General features: G+C 56.2%; 22 protein-coding genes. 16 read left to right on the forward strand and 6 right to left on the reverse strand.

What is annotated here, in order from left to right; genetic code table 11:
• Positions 1–168: 168 nt before the first annotated feature.
• A complete protein-coding gene (eamA, locus tag AC2FAJ_RS02940) occupies positions 169–1,068 on the forward strand; it encodes an O-acetylserine/cysteine exporter (RefSeq protein ID WP_485453786.1) in 900 nt (299 codons plus the stop codon).
• 38 nt (positions 1,069–1,106) lie between these two features.
• Here the strand turns inward: eamA and marB are convergent, their stop codons facing one another.
• Genes marB through marR form a run of 3 tightly spaced genes read right to left on the reverse strand, consistent with a single transcriptional unit; the run spans position 1,107 to position 2,194 of the window.
• Positions 1,107–1,325 carry a multiple antibiotic resistance protein MarB gene (marB, locus tag AC2FAJ_RS02945; RefSeq protein WP_028013138.1) on the reverse strand — a complete coding sequence of 73 codons (219 nt, stop codon included), beginning with the start codon at positions 1,323–1,325 and terminating at the stop codon, positions 1,107–1,109.
• Between the two features lie 33 nt (positions 1,326–1,358).
• Complete coding sequence (marA, locus tag AC2FAJ_RS02950; RefSeq protein ID WP_008502237.1) at positions 1,359–1,739, reverse strand: MDR efflux pump AcrAB transcriptional activator MarA; 381 nt, start codon at positions 1,737–1,739, stop codon at positions 1,359–1,361.
• Positions 1,740–1,759: 20 nt separating this feature from the next.
• Complete coding sequence (marR, locus tag AC2FAJ_RS02955; protein WP_028013139.1) at positions 1,760–2,194, reverse strand: multiple antibiotic resistance transcriptional regulator MarR; 435 nt, start codon at positions 2,192–2,194, stop codon at positions 1,760–1,762.
• 256 nt (positions 2,195–2,450) lie between these two features.
• Here marR and AC2FAJ_RS02960 point away from each other — a divergent pair, with 256 nt between their 5' ends.
• Positions 2,451–3,116, forward strand: a complete 666-nt coding sequence (locus AC2FAJ_RS02960) for a MarC family NAAT transporter (RefSeq protein WP_041909999.1) — start codon at positions 2,451–2,453, stop codon at positions 3,114–3,116.
• Between the two features lie 46 nt (positions 3,117–3,162).
• Here AC2FAJ_RS02960 and AC2FAJ_RS02965 read toward each other — a convergent pair whose 3' ends face one another.
• Positions 3,163–4,359 (reverse strand): sugar transporter, encoded by a 1,197-nt coding sequence (locus tag AC2FAJ_RS02965; RefSeq protein ID WP_041909997.1) that lies wholly within the window; start codon positions 4,357–4,359, stop codon positions 3,163–3,165.
• Positions 4,360–4,536: 177 nt separating this feature from the next.
• Between AC2FAJ_RS02965 and AC2FAJ_RS02970 the strand changes: the two genes are divergently transcribed.
• The 3 genes from AC2FAJ_RS02970 (at position 4,537) to AC2FAJ_RS02980 (ending at position 6,719) form a co-directional block, all read left to right on the forward strand.
• Entirely contained in the window at positions 4,537–5,325 is a 789-nt protein-coding gene (locus AC2FAJ_RS02970; protein WP_045260510.1) for a PhzF family phenazine biosynthesis protein, read from the forward strand.
• Positions 5,326–5,351: 26 nt separating this feature from the next.
• On the forward strand, positions 5,352–6,146 hold the full coding sequence (locus AC2FAJ_RS02975; protein ID WP_485453787.1) for a PhzF family phenazine biosynthesis protein: 795 nt from the start codon (positions 5,352–5,354) through the stop codon (positions 6,144–6,146).
• A 90-nt stretch (positions 6,147–6,236) separates the two neighbouring features.
• Complete coding sequence (locus AC2FAJ_RS02980; protein ID WP_153655877.1) at positions 6,237–6,719, forward strand: GNAT family N-acetyltransferase; 483 nt, start codon at positions 6,237–6,239, stop codon at positions 6,717–6,719.
• Here the strand turns inward: AC2FAJ_RS02980 and ptrR are convergent.
• Positions 6,673–7,551 carry a putrescine utilization regulator PtrR gene (ptrR, locus tag AC2FAJ_RS02985; RefSeq protein WP_028013145.1) on the reverse strand — a complete coding sequence of 293 codons (879 nt, stop codon included), beginning with the start codon at positions 7,549–7,551 and terminating at the stop codon, positions 6,673–6,675. The two genes, AC2FAJ_RS02980 and ptrR, sit on opposite strands and share 47 nt — an antisense overlap.
• 98 nt (positions 7,552–7,649) lie before the next feature.
• Between ptrR and sad the strand changes: the two genes are divergently transcribed.
• The 8 genes from sad (at position 7,650) to AC2FAJ_RS03025 (ending at position 16,516) form a co-directional block, all read left to right on the forward strand.
• A complete protein-coding gene (sad, locus tag AC2FAJ_RS02990; protein WP_485453788.1) occupies positions 7,650–9,038 on the forward strand; it encodes a succinate-semialdehyde dehydrogenase in 1,389 nt (462 codons plus the stop codon).
• A gap of 107 nt (positions 9,039–9,145) precedes the next feature.
• Complete coding sequence (locus AC2FAJ_RS02995; RefSeq protein ID WP_248112294.1) at positions 9,146–10,735, forward strand: methyl-accepting chemotaxis protein; 1,590 nt, start codon at positions 9,146–9,148, stop codon at positions 10,733–10,735.
• A 62-nt stretch (positions 10,736–10,797) separates the two neighbouring features.
• Positions 10,798–11,724, forward strand: coding sequence for a glutaminase B (gene glsB / locus AC2FAJ_RS03000; protein WP_028013148.1), 927 nt, complete (start codon positions 10,798–10,800; stop codon positions 11,722–11,724).
• Entirely contained in the window at positions 11,724–12,086 is a 363-nt protein-coding gene (locus AC2FAJ_RS03005) for a DUF4186 domain-containing protein (RefSeq protein ID WP_045630420.1), read from the forward strand. The genes glsB and AC2FAJ_RS03005 overlap by 1 nt, the downstream gene beginning before the upstream one ends.
• Positions 12,087–12,256: 170 nt before the next feature.
• On the forward strand, positions 12,257–13,222 hold the full coding sequence (locus tag AC2FAJ_RS03010; RefSeq protein WP_041909980.1) for a sensor domain-containing diguanylate cyclase: 966 nt from the start codon (positions 12,257–12,259) through the stop codon (positions 13,220–13,222).
• 83 nt (positions 13,223–13,305) lie between these two features.
• A complete protein-coding gene (locus AC2FAJ_RS03015; RefSeq protein ID WP_041912010.1) occupies positions 13,306–13,833 on the forward strand; it encodes a GNAT family N-acetyltransferase in 528 nt (175 codons plus the stop codon).
• 116 nt (positions 13,834–13,949) lie between these two features.
• Entirely contained in the window at positions 13,950–15,401 is a 1,452-nt protein-coding gene (locus tag AC2FAJ_RS03020; protein WP_309257131.1) for a tagaturonate reductase, read from the forward strand.
• Positions 15,402–15,601: 200 nt separating this feature from the next.
• Positions 15,602–16,516: a bestrophin family protein gene (locus AC2FAJ_RS03025; protein ID WP_163332326.1), complete on the forward strand. Its 915-nt coding sequence runs from the start codon at positions 15,602–15,604 to the stop codon at positions 16,514–16,516.
• Here the strand turns inward: AC2FAJ_RS03025 and AC2FAJ_RS03030 are convergent.
• Positions 16,504–17,052 carry a GNAT family N-acetyltransferase gene (locus AC2FAJ_RS03030; protein WP_028013154.1) on the reverse strand — a complete coding sequence of 183 codons (549 nt, stop codon included), beginning with the start codon at positions 17,050–17,052 and terminating at the stop codon, positions 16,504–16,506. The two genes, AC2FAJ_RS03025 and AC2FAJ_RS03030, sit on opposite strands and share 13 nt — an antisense overlap.
• A 144-nt stretch (positions 17,053–17,196) precedes the next feature.
• Between AC2FAJ_RS03030 and AC2FAJ_RS03035 the strand changes: the two genes are divergently transcribed.
• From AC2FAJ_RS03035 to AC2FAJ_RS03045, 3 genes are all read left to right on the forward strand, one after another.
• The gene (locus tag AC2FAJ_RS03035; RefSeq protein ID WP_485453789.1) at positions 17,197–17,667 is read left to right on the forward strand and encodes a GNAT family N-acetyltransferase; all 471 of its coding nucleotides are present in this window, start codon (positions 17,197–17,199) and stop codon (positions 17,665–17,667) included.
• Between the two features lie 12 nt (positions 17,668–17,679).
• On the forward strand, positions 17,680–18,120 hold the full coding sequence (locus tag AC2FAJ_RS03040) for a GNAT family N-acetyltransferase (protein ID WP_048958214.1): 441 nt from the start codon (positions 17,680–17,682) through the stop codon (positions 18,118–18,120).
• Between the two features lie 145 nt (positions 18,121–18,265).
• Positions 18,266–19,261: an alpha/beta fold hydrolase gene (locus AC2FAJ_RS03045; RefSeq protein ID WP_045630422.1), complete on the forward strand. Its 996-nt coding sequence runs from the start codon at positions 18,266–18,268 to the stop codon at positions 19,259–19,261.
• Positions 19,262–19,274 lie beyond the last annotated feature (13 nt).

A 19,274-nucleotide genomic window follows, 5' to 3' on the forward strand; every position in this document is an offset into this window, starting at 1 on the left:
TTTTTTAGACGAGTGTTAACAGGATTACCATGACATAAGGGGCTTGTATAGCACCCGATTTATCCCTAAGTGCTTCAGCTGCCTGCCAGAAATAATGATCTTCTCGCGGCACACTTTTTTCTGTTACCTTGAAGTGTTAACAAATTATTAATAATTCAGGGGCAGGGTATGACGCGTAAAGACGGACTGCTGGCGTTGCTGGTGGTCGTGGTATGGGGGCTCAATTTTGTGGTCATCAAGCTGGGATTGCACAACATGCCCCCGCTGATGCTGGCCGGTTTGCGTTTTATGCTGGTGGCGTTCCCGGCGCTCTTTTTCGTCGCCCGTCCGAAAATCCCGTTAAAACTGCTGCTGGGCTACGGTCTGACTATCAGCTTTGGCCAGTTCGCGTTTCTCTTCTGCGCCATCAAGTTCGGCATGCCGGCCGGTCTGGCCTCTCTGGTGTTACAGGCGCAGGCGTTCTTTACCATTATTCTCGGCGCATTTGTGTTTGGCGAACGCCTGCAGGGCAAGCAGCTGGCGGGGATAACGCTGGCGGTATTTGGCGTGCTGGTGCTGATTGAAGCCAGCCTGAACGGTCAGGATGTGGCGCTGCTCGGGTTTATGCTCACGCTGGCGGCGGGGCTGAGCTGGGCGTGCGGCAATATTTTCAACAAGCTGATTATGCAGCACGTGGCGAGGCCTCAGGTGATGTCCCTGGTGGTCTGGAGCGCATTGCTTCCGATAATCCCGTTTCTGGTGGCGTCGTTTATTCTGGATGGCCCGGAGGTGATGCTGAACAGCCTGGTCGAGATCGATCTGACCACGATCCTTTCTCTTATCTATCTGGCGTTTGTCGCCACCATCGTGGGCTACGGGATCTGGGGTTCGCTGCTGGGGCGCTATGAGACCTGGCGCGTCGCGCCGCTGTCTTTGCTGGTTCCGGTAGTGGGGCTTGCCAGTGCGGCGATACTGCTGGATGAAACGCTGAGCGCGCTGCAGCTGCTCGGTGCCGTGCTGATTATGGCCGGGCTGTACATCAACGTGTTTGGCCTTCGGGTTCGCCGGGCGGCGCGGGTAAGGGGATAGGGCATAAAAAAGCCCCGCGGCTGCGGGGCAAAAACGAATCAGAGGCCGTGCTGATTATAATAAGGCACGCCTAATTCGTCGGATTTGTCGCTACCAGCACCCATGTGGTTGAAATCATAAGGCGACTGGTCATGTGCTGACGGCAAAATCATCGTGTCATGATTATTTTGCTGCGTTGCACCTGGGGTTTGCTCCGCGAAGGTCTGGCTGGAAAACAGCACCAGCAAGGCGAGGGCGGCGGAGGCGGTAACTTTCATTTTTTCCTCGGTTACGTCTTTTACAGGCGATGATTAACTACAGTGTTTTAACGGATACAGGTAACGGGATTCACCCGGCACGCTGGTGATTCGGTACTTATGAGGCGGCACGTCAAAATAGTTCTTGAACGTACGCGTGAGGGTTTGCTGTGATTCAAATCCGTAACGCTCCGCCAGATAAAGGATCGGTTCATTGCTTTCTTTCAGTTTCTGGGCAATTTCCGTCAGCTTGCGGCTGCGAATATATTGACCTAATGAATGACCGGTCTCTTTTTTGAACATCCGTTGCAGGTGCCATTTGGAGTAACCTGAACGCTCAGACACTTTTTCAAGGGAGAGCGGCGATTCCAGGTTATCTTCGATCCAGTCCAAAATGCTATGAATAGTGATAGCGTCAGTATTGCGTCTGGACATCGTCATACCTCTTTTTCTGTTTACGGCAGTATTTTCTTCAGCAAAAGCTCAAGGGTAGCCACTTCATCTGCCGTTAAGTTTTTTGTTAGTTCCTGATGCAGTGTTTGTCCTACTAATTGATGACATTGCTCGCACATAGCCGCACCATCGCTGGTGAGCCTGACCAGTACGCCGCGTTTGTCATTCGGGTTAGGGCTTCGTTCTACCCATCCTTTGCAGACGAGACGATCGAGCATGCGGGTTAACGCACCCAGATCGACAGAGAGCACCTTTTTCAGCTCAACCGGCGTGATACACACTTCGCAGCGAATGGAACACAGCACTTTGAACTGTGTTGCGGTGATATCCAGCGGTGACAGGTAGTCATTGAGCAGGCGATCTTTTTTCTGGTTAACCATATGAATAAGACGACCCAGCGGAACAACGTCGTTAAAGATATCACTGGTGCTTTTCACAATGGTTGCCCTGGCAAGTAGTTTAATCACGGCAGATATTATTGCTCAGGCAAGTATAAGTCAACTGAATGAATCAGCCGATGCCACAAATTGCTAAAACGTTTCATGAACGATTTTTGCAACCTTTCAAATCAGGAAGATAACTAACGGGTATCGTTCCCAAAGGAAAACTATCGTTACGTTGCGCCGATGGCTGAACGTCACACTTTCACCCTATAATTGCGATGTTAAATGTGGATAAGGACAACGACGCACTATGTTGGATTTGATAAAAGCAATTGGTCTCGGGCTGGTGGTACTGCTGCCGTTAGCTAACCCGTTAACGACGGTGGCGCTGTTCCTGGGGCTGGCAGGGAATATGAACAGCGCCGAGCGCAACCATCAGTCGATGATGGCTTCGGTGTATGTGTTTGCCATTATGATGGTGGCCTACTACGCCGGGCAGTTGGTGATGAACACCTTCGGGATTTCAATTCCCGGGCTGCGTATAGCGGGCGGGCTGATTGTGGCCTTTATTGGCTTCCGCATGCTGTTCCCGGCGCAGAAAGCGCACGAGTCTCCGGAGGCAACCAGCAAATCAGAAGAGCTGGAGTCCGAACCGAGCGCGAATATTGCTTTTGTACCGCTGGCCATGCCGAGTACGGCCGGGCCGGGAACCATCGCGATGATCATCAGTTCTGCATCGACGGTGCGCGACAGCTCTACCTTCCCGGACTGGGTACTGACCGTTGCGCCACCGCTAATTTTTGCGCTTATTGGGGTTATCGTGTGGGCGTCTCTGCGAAGTTCCGGCGCGATCATGCGCTGGGTGGGCAAGGGCGGTATCGAGGCGATTTCCCGTCTGATGGGCTTCTTACTGGTCTGTATGGGCGTGCAGTTTATTATTAACGGCGTGCTGGAGATTATTAAGACCTACCACTGATGTCATTGCCGGGCGGCGGCTACGCCTTGCCCGGCACAAGCGCACCTCACCCGTGTTGCCCCTGTTCCTCCAGCGCCACCGGCCACTTGCGGAAGATGAGTACCGACCAGACGAGCGCGACGAGCGCCGGAATCGCCCCCAGATAGCCAATCGCCGACATCGATACGTGCAGGCTAATCTGATTGCCCACCAGCGCCCCCGCGCCAATCCCCAGATTGAATATCCCCGAGAACAGCGACATCGCCACGTCCGTGGCATCCGGCGCCAGGGCCAGGACTTTCACCTGCATGCCAAGACCAATAATCATGATCGCCACGCCCCAGAACAGGCTCAGGATCGCCAGCTGGCTTTCGCTGCCTGACGCAGGCAGCAGCAGCACCAGGCACGCCAGCAGCAGGCCGATGGCGCTGCTCACCAGCAAGGAGGCATGCTGGTTACCCAGTTTACCAAACAGCACGCTGCCAATAATGCCCGCGCCGCCGAGAATGAGCAGTAAGAGGGTGGCAAAGTTTGCGCTAAAGCCCGCGACCACCTGCACAAACGGTTCAATGTAGCTGTACGCCGTGTAGTGCGCGGTAACCACGATAACGGTAAGCAGGTAGATACTCAGCAGCGCCGGGCGACGCATCAGCAGCGGCAGGCTTTTCAGCGAGCCGGAGTGTTCGCTTGGCAGCGCGGGCAGCAGCTTAATCAGACACACCAGCGTCACCAGCGCGCCCATGCCGATGGCAAAGAAGGTGGTACGCCAGCCGAAGTACTGTCCCACGATGCGGCCAATGGGCAGCCCCAGCACCATCGCCAGCGCGGTGCCGGTGGCAATCAGGCTCAAGGCCTGGGCGCGTTTACCCGCCGGCGCGAGCCGAATAGCCAGCGACGCGGTGATCGACCAGAACACCGCGTGGGCAAAGGCAATGCCGATGCGGCTAATGACCAGCACCGTAAAATTCCACGCCATAAACGACAGGACATGGCTGGCAATGAACAGAGCAAACAGGCCGATCAACAGCCTGCGCCGCTCCATCTGGCTGGTCAGCAACATAAACGGCAAAGACATCAGCGCCACCACCCAGGCGTAGATAGTTAACATAATCCCCACCTGCGCCGTTTCCATCTGGAAGCTTTCTGCTATGTCAGACAACAGCCCAACCGGAACAAATTCTGTGGTGTTAAAAATAAATGCGGCAATGGCCAGCGTGACCACGCGTAGCCACGCGACCCTGCGGGAAACTGTGTTCGTTGTCATAGGGATGTCGGAGATTCGTTGCTGGAAAGATGAGAAGGCGATCTTAAAACGTCATACGGCGAAAACTCAACCATTATGTGACGCAGATCTCAATATCTACCTTATGAAAGCGGTAGCCGGGGGCGTTGTTTTCATTGAATATAAAAGTACAACACAGCACAGACAGGCGGTAAGACAATGCAGGAGATTGATTTTTATCTGGTAGATGCATTCAGCAATACCTCGTTCGGCGGCAATCCGGCAGCGGTTTGCCCGCTGAACGAATGGCTGCCGGATGAAACGTTACTGAAAATGGCGCAGCAGCATAATCAGTCGGAAACCGCATTTTTCGTCTGCACTAAGGGCGGCATTGAGCTACGCTGGTTTACCACGCTCACTGAAGTCAATCTCTGCGGTCACGCCACCCTGGCTGCCGCGTACGTTCTGTTTAATGAACTCGATTACCCCGACTCGCGGATCCACTTTGATACCGCCTCTGGCCGACTGACGGTCAGCCGGGAGGGAGAGTGGATGACGCTGGACTTCCCGGCGTGTCCGACCCGAGAAGAGACGCCGCCGCCGGAGATGCTCGCGGCGCTCGGTATCCGCCATTACGTTGAAGCACGTAAAGGCCGCGCCTGGGTGATTGTGCTGGAAAATCCCCGGCAGGTTGAAGCGCTTGCGCCGCGCTTTTCGGCGATGACGCCGGGCGAGCATAAAGTGAGCGTGACGGCACCGGGTGAAGGGGAATATGACTTTGTCAGCCGCTTCTTCTCACCGGGCGTTGCCGTTCCGGAAGATCCTGTGACTGGATCCGCGCACACGATGCTGATCCCCTACTGGAGCGAAAAGCTGGGGAAAACGGCAATGTTTGCCCGTCAGGTTTCGGCGCGCGGCGGGGATGTGCGCTGCGAGCTGAAAGGGGAGCGCGTGTTGATGAGCGGTCAGGCGTCGTGCTACCTGAAAGGCACTGTGTATCTGCGCTAAAACTGATAACAAAAGAGGAAGAGACAATGCGGGAAATTGATTTTTATCTGGTGGATGCCTTCAGCGACAAAACCTTTGGTGGCAACGCGGCAGCGGTATGTCCTCTGGAAGAGTGGCTGCCGGACGAGACGCTTCTCAAAATGGCACAGCAGCATAACCAGTCGGAAACCGCGTTTTTTGTGCGAACCGACGGCGGATTTGAACTGCGCTGGTTCACCACGCTGCATGAAATTAACCTCTGCGGCCATGCGACCCTCGCGGCATCACACGTCATTTTTGAGTATTTGGACTATCCGCATACGGAAATCCACTTTTCCACGCGCTTCGTGGGGGAGCTGACGGTCAAACGCAGCGGCGACTGGCTGACGCTGAATTTCCCCGCATGGTCCACGGAGGTCGTCGATAACCCACCGCCTGCACTGTTTAGCGCGCTGGGCATCCCGGCGGCAAAAGAGGTGCGCGTCGGGCGAGACTACGTCGTGGTGCTGGAGAGCCAGCAGCAGGTGGAGGCATTAACGCCGGATATTGGCGCGATGGTTCCGCTGGGCAAAATGGTCTGCGTAACCGCGCCGGGCGAAGGGGAATATGACTTCGTCAGCCGCTTTTTCTGCCCGGGCGAAGGGGTGCCGGAAGATCCGGTTACCGGGTCCACGCACAGCATGCTGATCCCCTACTGGAGTGAAAGGCTGGGTAAGACGTCGCTCAATGCCCGCCAGGTGTCGTACCGCGGCGGGGATCTGCGCTGCGAGCTGAAGGGCGACCGCGTACTCATTGCCGGTCAGGCCACCCTGTACCTGAAAGGGCGGATTTTTTTACGCTAGCGGCTGCGCGATAAGTTAATACTATGAAGCAGCCTGGCAGGCCTGCGCTATGTTGACATTGAGTTTCACAAATAAAGCAAGGAGCCTGCCATGTATTCCATTACCTCTGAATCTGCACGTCACCCGGACATTCTTATGCTGATTGCGGCCCTCGACCGTTATCAGAGCGAACTGTATCCCGCCGAAAGCAACCATCTGCTCGATCTTTCAGAACTGCCCGCGACATCCCTTATCCTGATGATCGTCCGCGACACGCAGCTTCAGGCCGTTGGCTGTGGAGCTATCGTGCTCAACGGCGACGGAACGGGGGAGATGAAGCGGGTCTATATCGATCCGGCCCATCGCGGGCAACATCTGGCTGAGAAGCTGCTGGCCGCGCTGGAAGATGAGGCCCAGAGCCGTCACTGCCATACCGTACGGCTGGAAACGGGCATCAAACAGCATGCCGCGATTCGTCTTTATGAACGAAGCGGCTACGATCGGCGTCCGGCGTTTGCCCCGTATGTGGACGATCCGCTCAGCCTGTTTATGGAGAAGGCGCTGGTTGAAGACGTTCGTTTAGCAGCGCTATAAAGGCTTCCAGCTGGCGGGTCATCGCCCCGCGTCGCCACACCAGCCAGGTAGTGAGCCAGCGCCAGTTTTCCGCCAGCGGCCAGGCTTCAACCTGATGGTGGCCTGGCATACTTTCCAGCATTGAGCGCGGCATCAGCGCGATGCCCGCGCCCGCGATGACGCAGGCGAGCATGCCGTGATAGGACTCCATCTCATGAATGCGTCCCGGCGCGGCTCTGTCTGCATGAAACCAGCTCTCCAGGTGTCGGCGATACGAGCAGTTTGCGCGAAAAGCATAAACATCGCTGCCGCTCACCTGCGCAGCGCGCGTTACCTCCGTCTGCCCGGCAGGGGTGACCAGCATCATCTCTTCCCGGTAGACAGGCATCCCCTCCAGCTCCGGGTGCGACAGAGGCCCGTCGACAAAGGCGGCGCTCAGGGTTCCCTCCAGTACGCCATCAATCATCGTCCCGGACGGCCCGGTAGAAAGGGCAAACTGGATGCGCGGATAGCGCTGGTTAAACTGCGCCAGCGTCTCAGGGATGCGCACGGCGGCGGTGCTCTCCAGCGCGCCGAGGGCAAACAGCCCCTGCGGCTCATCGCCCGCGACGACCATGCGCGCTTCATCCACCAGCGCCAGGATCTGCCTGCTGTAGCGCAGGAAGTTATGCCCGGCGGGAGATAAGCGCAAGCGCTGGTTCTCACGAATAAACAGCTCCACGCCAAGATCGGCCTCCAGCTGGCGGATGCGGGTCGTCAGATTGGAAGGAACGCGATGCACCTTCTGCGCCGCCTGGGTGATGCTGCCCGTCAGCGCGACGGCGTTGAACATTTCAAGCTGGGTTAAGTCCATAGCATTCTCGGTTCGTGAATAAGGTGGTCAGTATTATTCATTTTTAAGAAATAGCAGAGTGAGCCACACTTAATCAACCGAAATGCGTGGAGAACATCATGAAATATTCATCTGCTACACATGCTCTGTCCGTTAACCCTGCAACGGGTGAAACGCTCGCCTCGTATCCCTGGGCGACGCAGGAAGAGGTTGAACGTGCCATCGCGCTGGCTGATGCGGGCTTTCGTCACTGGCGGGGCGAAAGCGTAGCCCACCGGGCGCAGAAGCTGCGCGATCTCGGCACCGCGCTGCGCGGTCGCGCGGAAGAGATGGCCCGGATGATGTCCCGCGAGATGGGAAAACCCATTCAGCAGGCGCGGGCGGAAGTGGCGAAATCGGCGGGCCTTTGCGACTGGTATGCCGAACATGGCCCGGCGATGCTGAATGCTGAACCCACGCAGGTCGAGAATAACAACGCGGTCATCGAGTATCGTCCGCTGGGGCCCATTCTGGCGGTGATGCCGTGGAACTTCCCGCTCTGGCAGGTGCTGCGCGGCGCGGTGCCGATCCTGCTGGCAGGTAACAGCTATCTGCTCAAACACGCGCCCAACGTGCTTGGCTCGGCGGAACTTATCGCGCAGATTTTTGCGGACGCCGGCTTCCCTGAAGGGGTATTCGGCTGGGTGAACGCCACCAATGACGGCGTAAGCCAGGCGATTAACGATCGTCGCATTGCGGCGGTAACCGTCACCGGCAGCGTGCGCGCCGGGGCTGCCATTGGCGCGCAGGCGGGGGCGGCGCTGAAAAAATGCGTTCTTGAGCTGGGGGGTTCTGACCCGTTCATCGTTCTCAACGATGCCGACCTGGATCTTGCCGTGAAGGCGGCGGTAGCAGGGCGCTACCAGAATACCGGGCAGGTGTGCGCGGCGGCCAAACGGTTCATTGTGGAAGAGGGTATTGCAGACACCTTTACCCGACGCTTCGTTGACGCCGTCGCCGCGTTAAAGATGGGCTCGCCGGATGAAGAAGAGAACTACCTTGGCCCGATGGCGCGCTATGATCTGCGCGATGAACTGCATCAGCAGGTGCAGGCGAGCCTGGCAGAAGGGGCAACGCTGCTGCTGGGGGGAGAGAAAATCAGCGCTGAGGGGAATTATTACGCGCCAACCGTGCTGGCGAACGTCACCCCATCGATGACGGCCTTCCGCCAGGAGCTGTTTGGTCCGGTCGCGGCCATTACCGTTGCGAAAGACGCGGCGCACGCCCTGACGCTTGCCAATGACAGCGACTTTGGCCTGTCTGCCACGGTCTTCACCGCCGACGCAGCGCTTGCGGATAAATTCTCTCGCGAGCTGGAGTGCGGTGGGGTGTTTATCAACGGATACAGCGCCAGCGACGCGCGCGTGGCCTTTGGTGGCGTGAAGAAAAGTGGCTTTGGCCGCGAGCTTTCCCATTTTGGTTTGCACGAGTTCTGTAATGTGCAGACGGTGTGGAAGGATCGCGTGTAATTTATTTGGCCCTCATCACGAGGGCCGTTGTCATTTATCTGCAATGGTTCTGTCATTTTCGTTTCGTAGACTCGCACGCGTCTAACGTCTTGTTACTGAAGAAAATTATGAACCTAACGCAAATTTTTCGCCGTATTGCGCAGCGTCTTATCCCTCGCCAGTTTGGCCTGCTGACGGGTATCTTTTGTATTATTGGCCTTTTCTCCGCGCTGCAGCTCTCCTCATCCTTTCTGCTGAACGCCTCCCTGAAGGAAGCTCAGCGCAATGAACGACAAAACCTGCTGGCGTATCAGCAGCAGAGCAAGCTGGATCTGGCGCGCGTCTCCCTGCTGGCGGCGAGCGATCTGCTCAACCGCTCCGGCGTCTGGTTTATGCAGGATAAAGAAACCGGCTCGGAAGGAAGCTGGCACAGCCTGATGGACGACGCACAAAAGTCGCTGGCGGTTTCTCAGCAGGCATGGAAGGCCTGGCTGGCGCTCAGCCCGCCAAAAGATGAGGCGCTGATTAACAGTTACCAGCTTTTCTACGATGCCATTAAGGAGCAATCGGAAGCGCTTGTCAGAACCAACTCCATTGATGCCTTTTTTGCCGTGCCGGCACAGGCGTTTCAGACCGACTTTAACGACAACTACGCGCGCTATCAGCAGGCCAGCGAGAAGCAGGCCATGCAAGGGCGTCAGGCCTTAATGGCGCAGCTCTCCGGTCTGCAAACGTTGTTCCTGCTGGCGCCGGTTCTGCTGCTCGCCATCGCCGCAGCCGTCTGGTTCGGCATGTCCAGGTGGGTGATTACGCCGTTGCGTCGGCTTATTGCACATATTAACCGGCTGGCCGCTGGAGATCTCTCCGGCACGCCGCCAAACGTGATGCGCTTTAACCGGGAGACGGGACAGCTTAGCGACAGCGTTGTCACCATGCAGCGCGGCCTGCAGCAGCTGGTGACGCAGGTCAGCCACGCCACAGCCACGATGGTGGAGAACATTGGCTCCCTCGCGGAGGGAAACCAGAAGCTGTACCAGCAGTCGGCGCGTCAGGCAAAGGAGCTGGAGGAGGTCACAGCGCATATCGCGGCGCTGGAAACCCACGTGGAAGGGAATACCGGCTATGCCCGGCTCGCCAGCTCGCGCGCGGATGAAGCGCGTCAGGCTGCCGTAGGAGGCGACCAGATGATGTCGACCGTGAATGCCTCCATGCAGGCGATCGTCGAGCGATCGTCAGAGATGCGCGGGATCGTGGCGATGATCGACAGCGTGGCGTTTCAGACTAACATTCTGGCGCTCAACGCCGCCATTGAGGCCGCCCATGCCGGAAACCAGGGGCGCGGGTTTGCCGTCGTCGCCCGGGAAGTCGGGCTCCTGGCGCGAAAGAGCAGCCACTCGACGCAGACCATTCAGGAGTTGATCAACCGCTCCGTGCAGGGCATTGAAGACGGCTCCCGCGCCGTGAATCTGATGGAAGAGAACCTGCAGCAGGTCACCGGTCTGGTGGGCAATTTAAGCAGTTTGCTGAATGAAATCTCTACCGCCACGCTCAGTCAGGGAGAAAGTATTCACCAGATGACGCGCCAGCTTCAGGCGCTGAATCAGGTCTCGCGCCAGACGGATCTGCTGGTTTCTGACGCCTCGGAGGCCTCTGAACGCCTGCAAAAGCAGTCCGATCTTTTATTGCAGGCCGTTTCGCGTTTTCGTCTTAGCGCCTGACGCAATACATTAGCCTCTGTTATACTCGCAGCCCGTTTTAGCCTGAGGGCAAGGAGCAAAGAGTGGCTGCGGTCATCCATAATGAGATGCTGGACGAGATTCTGGCGCAGGTTCGTCCGTTATTAGGAAAGGGGAAGGTGGCCGACTACATTCCGGCCCTTGCCTCGGTGAGCGGGAATAAGCTGGGCATCGCTATCTGTACCATAGACGGACAGCGATACCAGGCAGGCGATGCCACTGAACGCTTTTCTATTCAGTCTATTTCTAAAGTGCTGAGTCTGGTCGCGGCGATGCGCCAGTATGAGGAAGAAGAGATCTGGCAGCGCGTGGGAAAAGATCCGTCCGGCCAGCCCTTTAACTCACTGCTTCAGCTCGAAATCGAGCAGGGTAAACCGCGTAACCCCTTTATCAACGCCGGGGCGCTGGTGGTCTGCGATATGCTGCAAAGCCGCCTCAGCGCACCGCGTCAGCGAATGCTTGAGATTGTTCGTCAGCTTTCTGGCGTGGACGATATTGCCTATGATTCGGTGGTGGCGCGCTCGGAGTTTGAACACTCCGCCCGCAACGCGGCTATCGCCTGGCTGATGAAATCCTTCGGCAATTTCCACAATGACGTGGCGACCGTGCTGCAAAACTACTTCCATTACTGCGCCCTGAAGATGAACTGCGTTGAGCTGGCTCAGACGTTTCTGTTCCTTGCGCACCAGGGGCACGCGCCGCACCTCGATCAGGAGGTGGTTTCCCCGCTTCAGGCGCGTCAGGTTAACGCCCTGATGGCTACCAGCGGCATGTATCAGAACGCCGGGGAGTTTGCCTGGCGGGTTGGCCTTCCGGCCAAATCGGGCGTTGGCGGCGGGGTGGTGGCGATAGTGCCGCATGAAATGGCGATTGCCGTCTGGAGCCCGGAGCTGGATGAAACGGGAAATTCACTTGCCGGCGTGGCGGTTCTGGAGAAGCTGACCCAGCGCCTGGGACGTTCTGTATACTGATGTCTGACCTGGATCCCCTCTTTTCCCGCCTGGCGCGATCGACGTTTCGCTCGCGCTTCCGCTTGGGCAATAAGGAACGACAGTACTGCTGGGACAAAGGCGCCGAAACCATTGACCAGCATGCCGCCGATTTTGTCGCTAAACGCCTTGCACCCGCGCAACCCGCAAACGACGGCAAGCAGACGCCCATGCGTGGCCACCCGGTGTTTATCGCCCAGCATGCCACCGCGACCTGCTGCCGGGGCTGTCTGGCAAAATGGCATAACATTCCCCAGGGCGTGCAGCTGAGCGCGCAGCAGCAACATTATATCGTCAGCGTGATCCACCGCTGGCTGGTGATACAGATGAACGCCCAAAAATGATATTTAATGCGTTCTGCGCTTACCGCCTGCAGCCTCGTACCCGGCTGGCGGACGAGCAAATCGTCATAACGCATTGACGTGAAATGGATAGCGGCTTAACAGGACGTCGAACGCTGACAATGTCTCGGTTTAAGCTACGCTTTGAGTAACGCTTTACGTCAGGAGACATTATGAAAGCACCTGCAACACCTGAAAATGAAATTGACAGACTTAACGCGCTGCGCGAATCGGGTCTGCTTGAGATTGACAGTTCCCCGGCGTTTGACCGCTTAACGCGTCTGGCAAAACGCTTTTTCCAGGTACCGCTGGCCATGGTCAACCTTATTGATGAGCATACGCTGATCGTTAAGTCGGCGGATGGGCAGGCACCCGATTCCGTTCCGCGCAACATCTCTTTTTGTGGCCATACCATCCTCACCGAAGCACCGCTGATCGTCGGGGATATGCTTCAGGACGATCGTTTTGCGGATAACCCGCTGGTGGCCGGCGAACCTCGCGTGCGGTTTTACGCAGGCTTTCCGCTGCGCTTACGCAACGGCGCAAGCGTTGGCTCGCTTTGCCTGATTGACTACGCACCGCGGGAGTTCTCAGCGACCGATCTCGCCGTGCTGGGGGATTTGGGGGCGCTGGCTGAAGATGAGTTTGCGGCAATCAGCGCGGCGACCACGGATGAATTGACCGGATTATTCAACCGACGGGGCTTTAACCAGCTCGTGCGGTTCACGCTCTCCATCGCCCGACGCCGGGCGGAGCCGTTAACGCTCGGCTGGCTGGATCTGGATCGTTTCAAGGAGATTAACGATCGCTACGGGCACGAAGAGGGGGATAAGGCATTAAAGACCATGGCGCAGCTGATGCGCGCCTCTTTCCGCGAAGCGGATATGCTGGTGCGTTTTGGTGGCGATGAGTTTGCCGTGCTGTTTGCTGATACGGATGAGAAGGGCGCGTGGATTGCCATGCAGTATCTTGCCGAGCAGGTCGAAAACTACAATGCACGCAAGCTACATCAGTGGTCGCTTCTGTTCTCCTGGGGGCTGAGCGAATTCGATCATAACGGCAACGACCTGCAGCAGTGGCTTAAAGATGCCGATGAAAAAATGTATGCCATGAAGCAGCAGCGGCAGCGGGCCAGATGACATAACAAAAGCGTATGACCGTTCCGTTTGCGTTAATGAAATGTTAAATGCAAAGTGAGGGTATTCAACGTAAGGACAAAAAAATGAATACCTCACTGCACATCAAAAACCTCACCCGCGACGACATTCTCACCCATCTTGATGCGCTGGCCGGGATCCTCGAAAACTGCGTAAACGGCGGCGCATCCGTCAGCTTTATGCTGCCCTTTAACCTGGAGAAGGCCCGTTCATTCTGGCTCGGCATAGCTGACAGCGTAGGGCGCAACGAGCGCGTGGTGCTGGCCAGTATTGATCCGCAGGAGGGCGTCATCGGCACGGTGCAACTGATTACCGACCAGCCGGAAAACCAGCCGCACCGTGCGGACGTGGCAAAGCTGCTGGTTCATGAAAAAGCGCGTCGAAAAGGGGCCGCAATGGCGCTGATGGAAGCGCTGGAAGCTGAGGCCCGAGCCAGAAACATTTCGGTTCTGGTGCTCGATACCTCCACCGGCAGCGGCGCCGAAACCTTCTACCAGCGTGCCGGCTGGCAAAAGGTCGGTGAGATCCCGCGCTACGCCCTGATGCCGGACGGCGCTATGACGGCCACGTCGGTGTTCTATAAAATCTTATAATTTTTTCACAACCACGCCGGGGATTGATCGAAACAGGGTTTCTGGTCGTAAAGTTTTGATAAGTTATCGTACCAATCTTATCAGGCTGTATGACTAATCATAAAAGGAACCCTCTTGTGAACACGCTCAACCGTCGTGATTTTCCCGGTGCGCAGTATCCCGAACGCATTATTCAGTTTGGCGAAGGCAATTTCCTGCGTGCGTTTGTCGACTGGCAAATTGACCTTTTGAATGAACATACCGATCTCAACGCCGGTGTGGTTATCGTTCGTCCTATTCAAAGCGACTTCCCGCCGTCGCTGAACACGCAGGATGGGTTGTACACCACCATCATTCGTGGCCTGAATGAGCAGGGCGAAGAGGTGAGCGAAGCCCGACTTATCCGCTCTGTTAACCGTGAAATCAGCGTCTACGACGATTACGACGCCTTTCTGAAACTGGCACACAGTCCGGATATGCGCTTTGTTTTCTCGAACACCACCGAAGCCGGAATCAGCTATCACGCGGGGGATAAGTTCGACGATGCGCCTGCCGTCAGCTACCCGGCGAAGCTAACGCGCCTGCTGTTGGAGCGCTTTAGCCACTTTAACGGCGCGCCTGACAAGGGGTGGGTAATCATTCCGTGTGAACTGATTGACTACAACGGTGACGCATTGCGTGAACTTGTGTTGCGCTATGCCCAGGAGTGGGCGCTGCCTGCCGCCTTTATCCAGTGGCTGAACGAGGCAAACCACTTCTGCTCAACGCTGGTTGACCGTATCGTGACCGGTTACCCGCGGGATGAAGTGGGCACGCTTGAGGCCGGGCTGGGTTATCAGGATGGGTTCCTGGACACGGCTGAACACTTTTACCTGTTTGTAATTCAGGGGCCAGCCTCGCTGGCTGGTGAACTGCGCCTGGATAAATACCCGTTAAACGTGCTGATTGTCGACGACATCAAGCCCTATAAAGAGCGTAAAGTCGCCATTCTTAACGGTGCGCACACGGCGCTGGTACCGGTGGCCTATCAGGCCGGGCTGGATACGGTTGGCGAGGCGATGAATGATGAAGACGTGTGCGCTTTCGTCGAAAAAGCAATTTATGAGGAGATTATTCCGGTTCTCGATTTGCCCCGCAGCGAACTGGAGTCGTTCGCCAGCGCGGTAACAGGGCGTTTTCGAAATCCCTACATCAGACACCAGCTGCTTTCCATCGCGCTCAACGGCATGACCAAGTATCGCACGCGTATTCTTCCGCAGCTGCTGGCAGGGCAGAAGGCCTCAGGTCAACTGCCAGCGCGTCTGACGTTTGCGTTAGCGGCACTGATCGCATTTTATCGCGCGGAGCGTAACGGAGAGAACTATCCGGTGCAGGATGATGCGTTCTGGCTGGAACGTTATCAACAGCTATGGGCGCAGCATCACGATAATCAGCTCGCTACCCGCGAACTGGTGCACGCCGTGCTGAGCGTAGAAGCGCACTGGGAGCAGGACCTGACGAAGGTGGACGGTCTGGTTGATCAGGTGACGCGGGATCTGGATGCCATTCTGCTGAAGGGCATGCGCGCAGCGGTGAAGCCGCTTTGCTAATTACGTGACCCGGCTTCGGCCGGGTTTAAACAGGCACTGTTTTAGTTACAACATACTATTTACCCTGTTTTTAAAATCAAATGCAGCACCGTGCAGTTTTCATTCTTCAGGTGAGAGATTGCAATGTTCCGTTAACATGCTTGCAACCGTGATGGGGATCACGTTTAATAGCCACGCTCTTTTCTTGCCTGAATCTCACTATGATTGTTCGTCCTAAACAGCACTGGCTACAACTGATTTTCGTCTGGCACGGTTCGGTACTCCCCAAAATCTATACCCGACTGCTGCTCAACTTCCTGCTTTCTATCGCCGTTATCCTAATGCTGCCGTGGTATACCTCGCTGGGCATCAAATTTACCGTGGCGCCATTTAGCATTCTCGGCGTGGCGATCGCAATCTTTCTTGGTTTCAGAAACAACGCCTGCTATTCACGCTACGTTGAGGCTCGCCAGCTGTGGGGGCAACTGATGATAGCGGCACGCTCGCTGTTTCGCGAGGTAAAAAACACCTTGCCGGACGATAAGCACCTGGGGGAATTTGTCCGCCTGCAGATCGCTTTTGCCAACTGCCTGCGCATGACCCTGCGCCGGGAAATGAACGCTGACCAACTCTCTCGCTATCTTGCCCCGAACGTTTTAGCTCAGGTAATGGGCGCCAACTCGCCGGCGAACCGTATTTTGCTGGTCATGGGGGAGTGGCTGGCCGTGCGGCGGCGTAACGGGCAGCTTTCGGACATCCTGTTCCACAGCCTGAACAACCGCCTCAACGATATGTCCATCGTCCTTTCCGGCTGTGAACGGATTGCGACAACGCCAGTGCCGTTTGCCTATACGCTGATTTTGCACCGCACGGTGTATCTGTTCTGCATCATGCTGCCGTTCGCGCTGGTTGTGGATCTGCACTACATGACGCCGTTTGTCTCGGCGCTGATCTCATACACCTTTATCTCGCTGGACACCCTGGCGGAAGAGCTGGAAGACCCGTTTGGCACAGAAGATAACGACCTTCCGCTGGACGCCATCTGCAACATGATGGAACGCGATCTGCTGCAGATGAACGATGAAGAGAACATTCCGGAAAGGCTGATGCCGGATAAATACTATCAGCTGACCTGATGGGCGTTCCACTCGTCGCGGGTGATCTCCCACAGTTCGGAGTCCAATATCCCGCTGACGTAGGCTTTCTTTTCCGTTCTGATGAGCCGCATGCCGCTGCTGTCTGAAATACGACGGGAGCGGCTGTTCGCGGCGGCCTTCGGCGCCCGCAAAACGGGTTTGTTGAGCGTATTAAACCAGTAATCCGTCGCGGCAATGCTGGCCTCACGCATATATCCCTGTCCCTGAAACTCCGGCGCCAGCCAGAATCCGCGGTTATTATCGTCAACATCGTACAGACAGATAATCCCCATCAACGCATCCGGCACCTCACGACGGCGGATGCTCCAGATCCAGGCTATCCCTTTTGCCATATCCGGCAGCGCGACGTTATTCACATAGTTTTCCGCGCCATTATCCGGGTAGGGCCAGGGCACGGAAGAGACCAAATAGCGAACGATCTCCCAGCGCGGATACAGCTTTTGAATCTGAACCGCATCTTCGGCGACCAGTGGTTTCAGCAGGAGACGTTCTGTCGTGAGGGTCGGTATTGTCATCTGCGGATCTCCTTATTTAAGCGTTATGTTTTTGTTTGCGTTCTGGTATTTTCATCTCTATCACATTCTGGTGAGGCGTGCTGTGGTTATTCACTACCAAAAATGGGCAACGTCTCTTTAATGGCGAAATATTGAAGAGGTGATATGACGTTACGAACTGCTCATCCACAGGAAGCCGAAATACTCTGGAATATACGCAATCAGGCGATTCGTGACGGCTGCAAAACCAGCTACGACGCTGACGTGATTGCACGCTGGACGCCGGATCTTATGCCCGAGCATTACCGTCAAATGGTCATTGATTACCCTTTTTACGTGGTGGAAGACGAGAAGGGCGTCATTGCGGCTACCGGCTATCTGGATCTCGATACCCATTGCCTGGAGGCCATATTCACCTTGCCTTCAGCCACAGGAAAAGGCATGGCGACCAGAATTATCGAGGCGCTTACACACGAGGCGCACAGCCGGGGGATAACCCGCCTGAGGCTGGATGCAACGCCTAACGCCCACTCCTTTTATCAGAAGCTGGGGTTTGTGACTTTGCGCGAAAACTATCATCACTCGCGTATGGCGGGGGCTGATTTACGCTGTTTTGAAATGGCAATCGACTTGTAATGTGAGGAACGCATGGCTGTCACGGTAAGACCTCTACGCGAAGACGACTATCCCCAGTGGCGACCGCTGTGGGATGGCTATACCCATTTTTATAATTGCTACCTCGAGGAGTCCGTTACCGCATCGACATGGGAAAGGGCGCTCTCAACGCATTCACCGATGTTCTGCCGCGTGGTAGAGAAAGACGCAAAGGTCATCGGTTTCGCAATGTGTGTTCTGCACGAAGGAACCTGGTCAACCGCGCCCATCTGCTACCTGGAAGATTTGTTTGTTGATGCAGCCGAGCGCGGCGCGGGAGCGGGTAAGGCGCTGATTGATGCCTTGATAGCGGAAGGCAAGCGCGAAGGATGGTCAAAGCTCTACTGGGTTACCCGGGAGAACAATCCGGCACGTAAACTCTACGATCGATACGGTGACGCTGACGATTACGTCCGCTATCGTCTCTCCCTTTAAGGCAAAAATGCCTGTGTTTGTATCACACTGTATCCGTGTTCCAGATACATACACAGGCTTGCAATAAACGCGTTTCCGCACATATCCGCTATACATTGAACTGTTGTTATATCCCCGTGAATTGTACTCAACCGGAGATACCAACATGTTCAGCAAACTCGCTTATTCAACGCTTGCTCTCACCGTTTCCCTTGGCACCGTCATGTCATGTCAGGCCGAAGTCACCGGCACTAACTTCGCGGCGGCTTTCGATCGTCCACAGCAAATTAACGCCGGCGATCTTAACGTCGGGTATGTCGACATTGGTCCTAAAGACGGCCAACCGGTCATTCTGTTACACGGCTGGCCCTACGATATTCACAGCTACGCTGAAGTCGCGCCTGCGCTGGCGGCAAAAGGCTACCGCGTGATTGTGCCTTCTCTGCGCGGCTACGGCACTACGCGCTTCCTGTCGGCAAAAACGCCGCGCAACGGCCAGCCTTCCGCGATGGCGAAAGATATCGTAAATCTGATGGACGCCCTGAATATCAAGCAGGCGGTGTTTGCAGGCTATGACTGGGGTGCCCGTACGGCCGATATCGTTGCGGCGCTGTGGCCAGAGCGCGTTAAGTCGCTCGTTTCGGTAAGCGGTTATCTCATCAGCAGCCAGCAGATTGGTAAACAGCCGTTGCCGCCAAAAGCGGAGCAGCAGTGGTGGTATCAGTTCTATTTCGCCACCGAGCGCGGCGCTGAAGGCTATGCCAAAAACACGCATGACTTCGCTCGTTTGATCTGGTCTCAGGCCTCACCTGACTGGAAATTTAGCGACGCTGTCTTTAACGCCAGCGCCAAATCCCTTGATAACCCGGATCACGTTGCGGTAACGCTCAGCAACTATCGCTGGCGCTTAGGGCTGGAAAAAGGCGAGCGCAAATACGACGCCTACGAGCAAAAACTGTCCACGCTGCCGAATATCACCGTTCCGACGATCACCATCGAAGGCGGAAACAACGGGGCGCCGCATCCGGCACCGCAGGCCTACGCGGGTAAATTCACCGGTAAGTATGAACACCGTACCTTCGGCGCAACCGTGGGGCACAATCCGCCTCAGGAAGATCCGCAGGATTTCGTCAAGGCAGTTGTTGACGCTGACAAACTCTGAAATGTGCTATTTT

The organism is Enterobacter cloacae complex sp. 385G4 (genome assembly GCF_057320665.1).

Coding starts and splice junctions, on each gene's coding strand:
- eamA (WP_485453786.1), top strand. CDS start 169: ATGACGCGTAAAGACGGACTGCTGGCGTTGCTGGTGGTCGTGGTATGG.
- marB (WP_028013138.1), bottom strand. CDS start 1,325: ATGAAAGTTACCGCCTCCGCCGCCCTCGCCTTGCTGGTGCTGTTTTCC.
- marA (WP_008502237.1), bottom strand. CDS start 1,739: ATGTCCAGACGCAATACTGACGCTATCACTATTCATAGCATTTTGGAC.
- AC2FAJ_RS02960 (WP_041909999.1), top strand. CDS start 2,451: ATGTTGGATTTGATAAAAGCAATTGGTCTCGGGCTGGTGGTACTGCTG.
- AC2FAJ_RS02965 (WP_041909997.1), bottom strand. CDS start 4,359: ATGACAACGAACACAGTTTCCCGCAGGGTCGCGTGGCTACGCGTGGTC.
- AC2FAJ_RS02970 (WP_045260510.1), top strand. CDS start 4,537: ATGCAGGAGATTGATTTTTATCTGGTAGATGCATTCAGCAATACCTCG.
- AC2FAJ_RS02975 (WP_485453787.1), top strand. CDS start 5,352: ATGCGGGAAATTGATTTTTATCTGGTGGATGCCTTCAGCGACAAAACC.
- AC2FAJ_RS02980 (WP_153655877.1), top strand. CDS start 6,237: ATGTATTCCATTACCTCTGAATCTGCACGTCACCCGGACATTCTTATG.
- ptrR (WP_028013145.1), bottom strand. CDS start 7,551: ATGGACTTAACCCAGCTTGAAATGTTCAACGCCGTCGCGCTGACGGGC.
- sad (WP_485453788.1), top strand. CDS start 7,650: ATGAAATATTCATCTGCTACACATGCTCTGTCCGTTAACCCTGCAACG.
- AC2FAJ_RS02995 (WP_248112294.1), top strand. CDS start 9,146: ATGAACCTAACGCAAATTTTTCGCCGTATTGCGCAGCGTCTTATCCCT.
- AC2FAJ_RS03005 (WP_045630420.1), top strand. CDS start 11,724: ATGTCTGACCTGGATCCCCTCTTTTCCCGCCTGGCGCGATCGACGTTT.
- AC2FAJ_RS03010 (WP_041909980.1), top strand. CDS start 12,257: ATGAAAGCACCTGCAACACCTGAAAATGAAATTGACAGACTTAACGCG.
- AC2FAJ_RS03015 (WP_041912010.1), top strand. CDS start 13,306: ATGAATACCTCACTGCACATCAAAAACCTCACCCGCGACGACATTCTC.
- AC2FAJ_RS03025 (WP_163332326.1), top strand. CDS start 15,602: ATGATTGTTCGTCCTAAACAGCACTGGCTACAACTGATTTTCGTCTGG.
- AC2FAJ_RS03030 (WP_028013154.1), bottom strand. CDS start 17,052: ATGACAATACCGACCCTCACGACAGAACGTCTCCTGCTGAAACCACTG.
- AC2FAJ_RS03035 (WP_485453789.1), top strand. CDS start 17,197: ATGACGTTACGAACTGCTCATCCACAGGAAGCCGAAATACTCTGGAAT.
- AC2FAJ_RS03040 (WP_048958214.1), top strand. CDS start 17,680: ATGGCTGTCACGGTAAGACCTCTACGCGAAGACGACTATCCCCAGTGG.
- AC2FAJ_RS03045 (WP_045630422.1), top strand. CDS start 18,266: ATGTTCAGCAAACTCGCTTATTCAACGCTTGCTCTCACCGTTTCCCTT.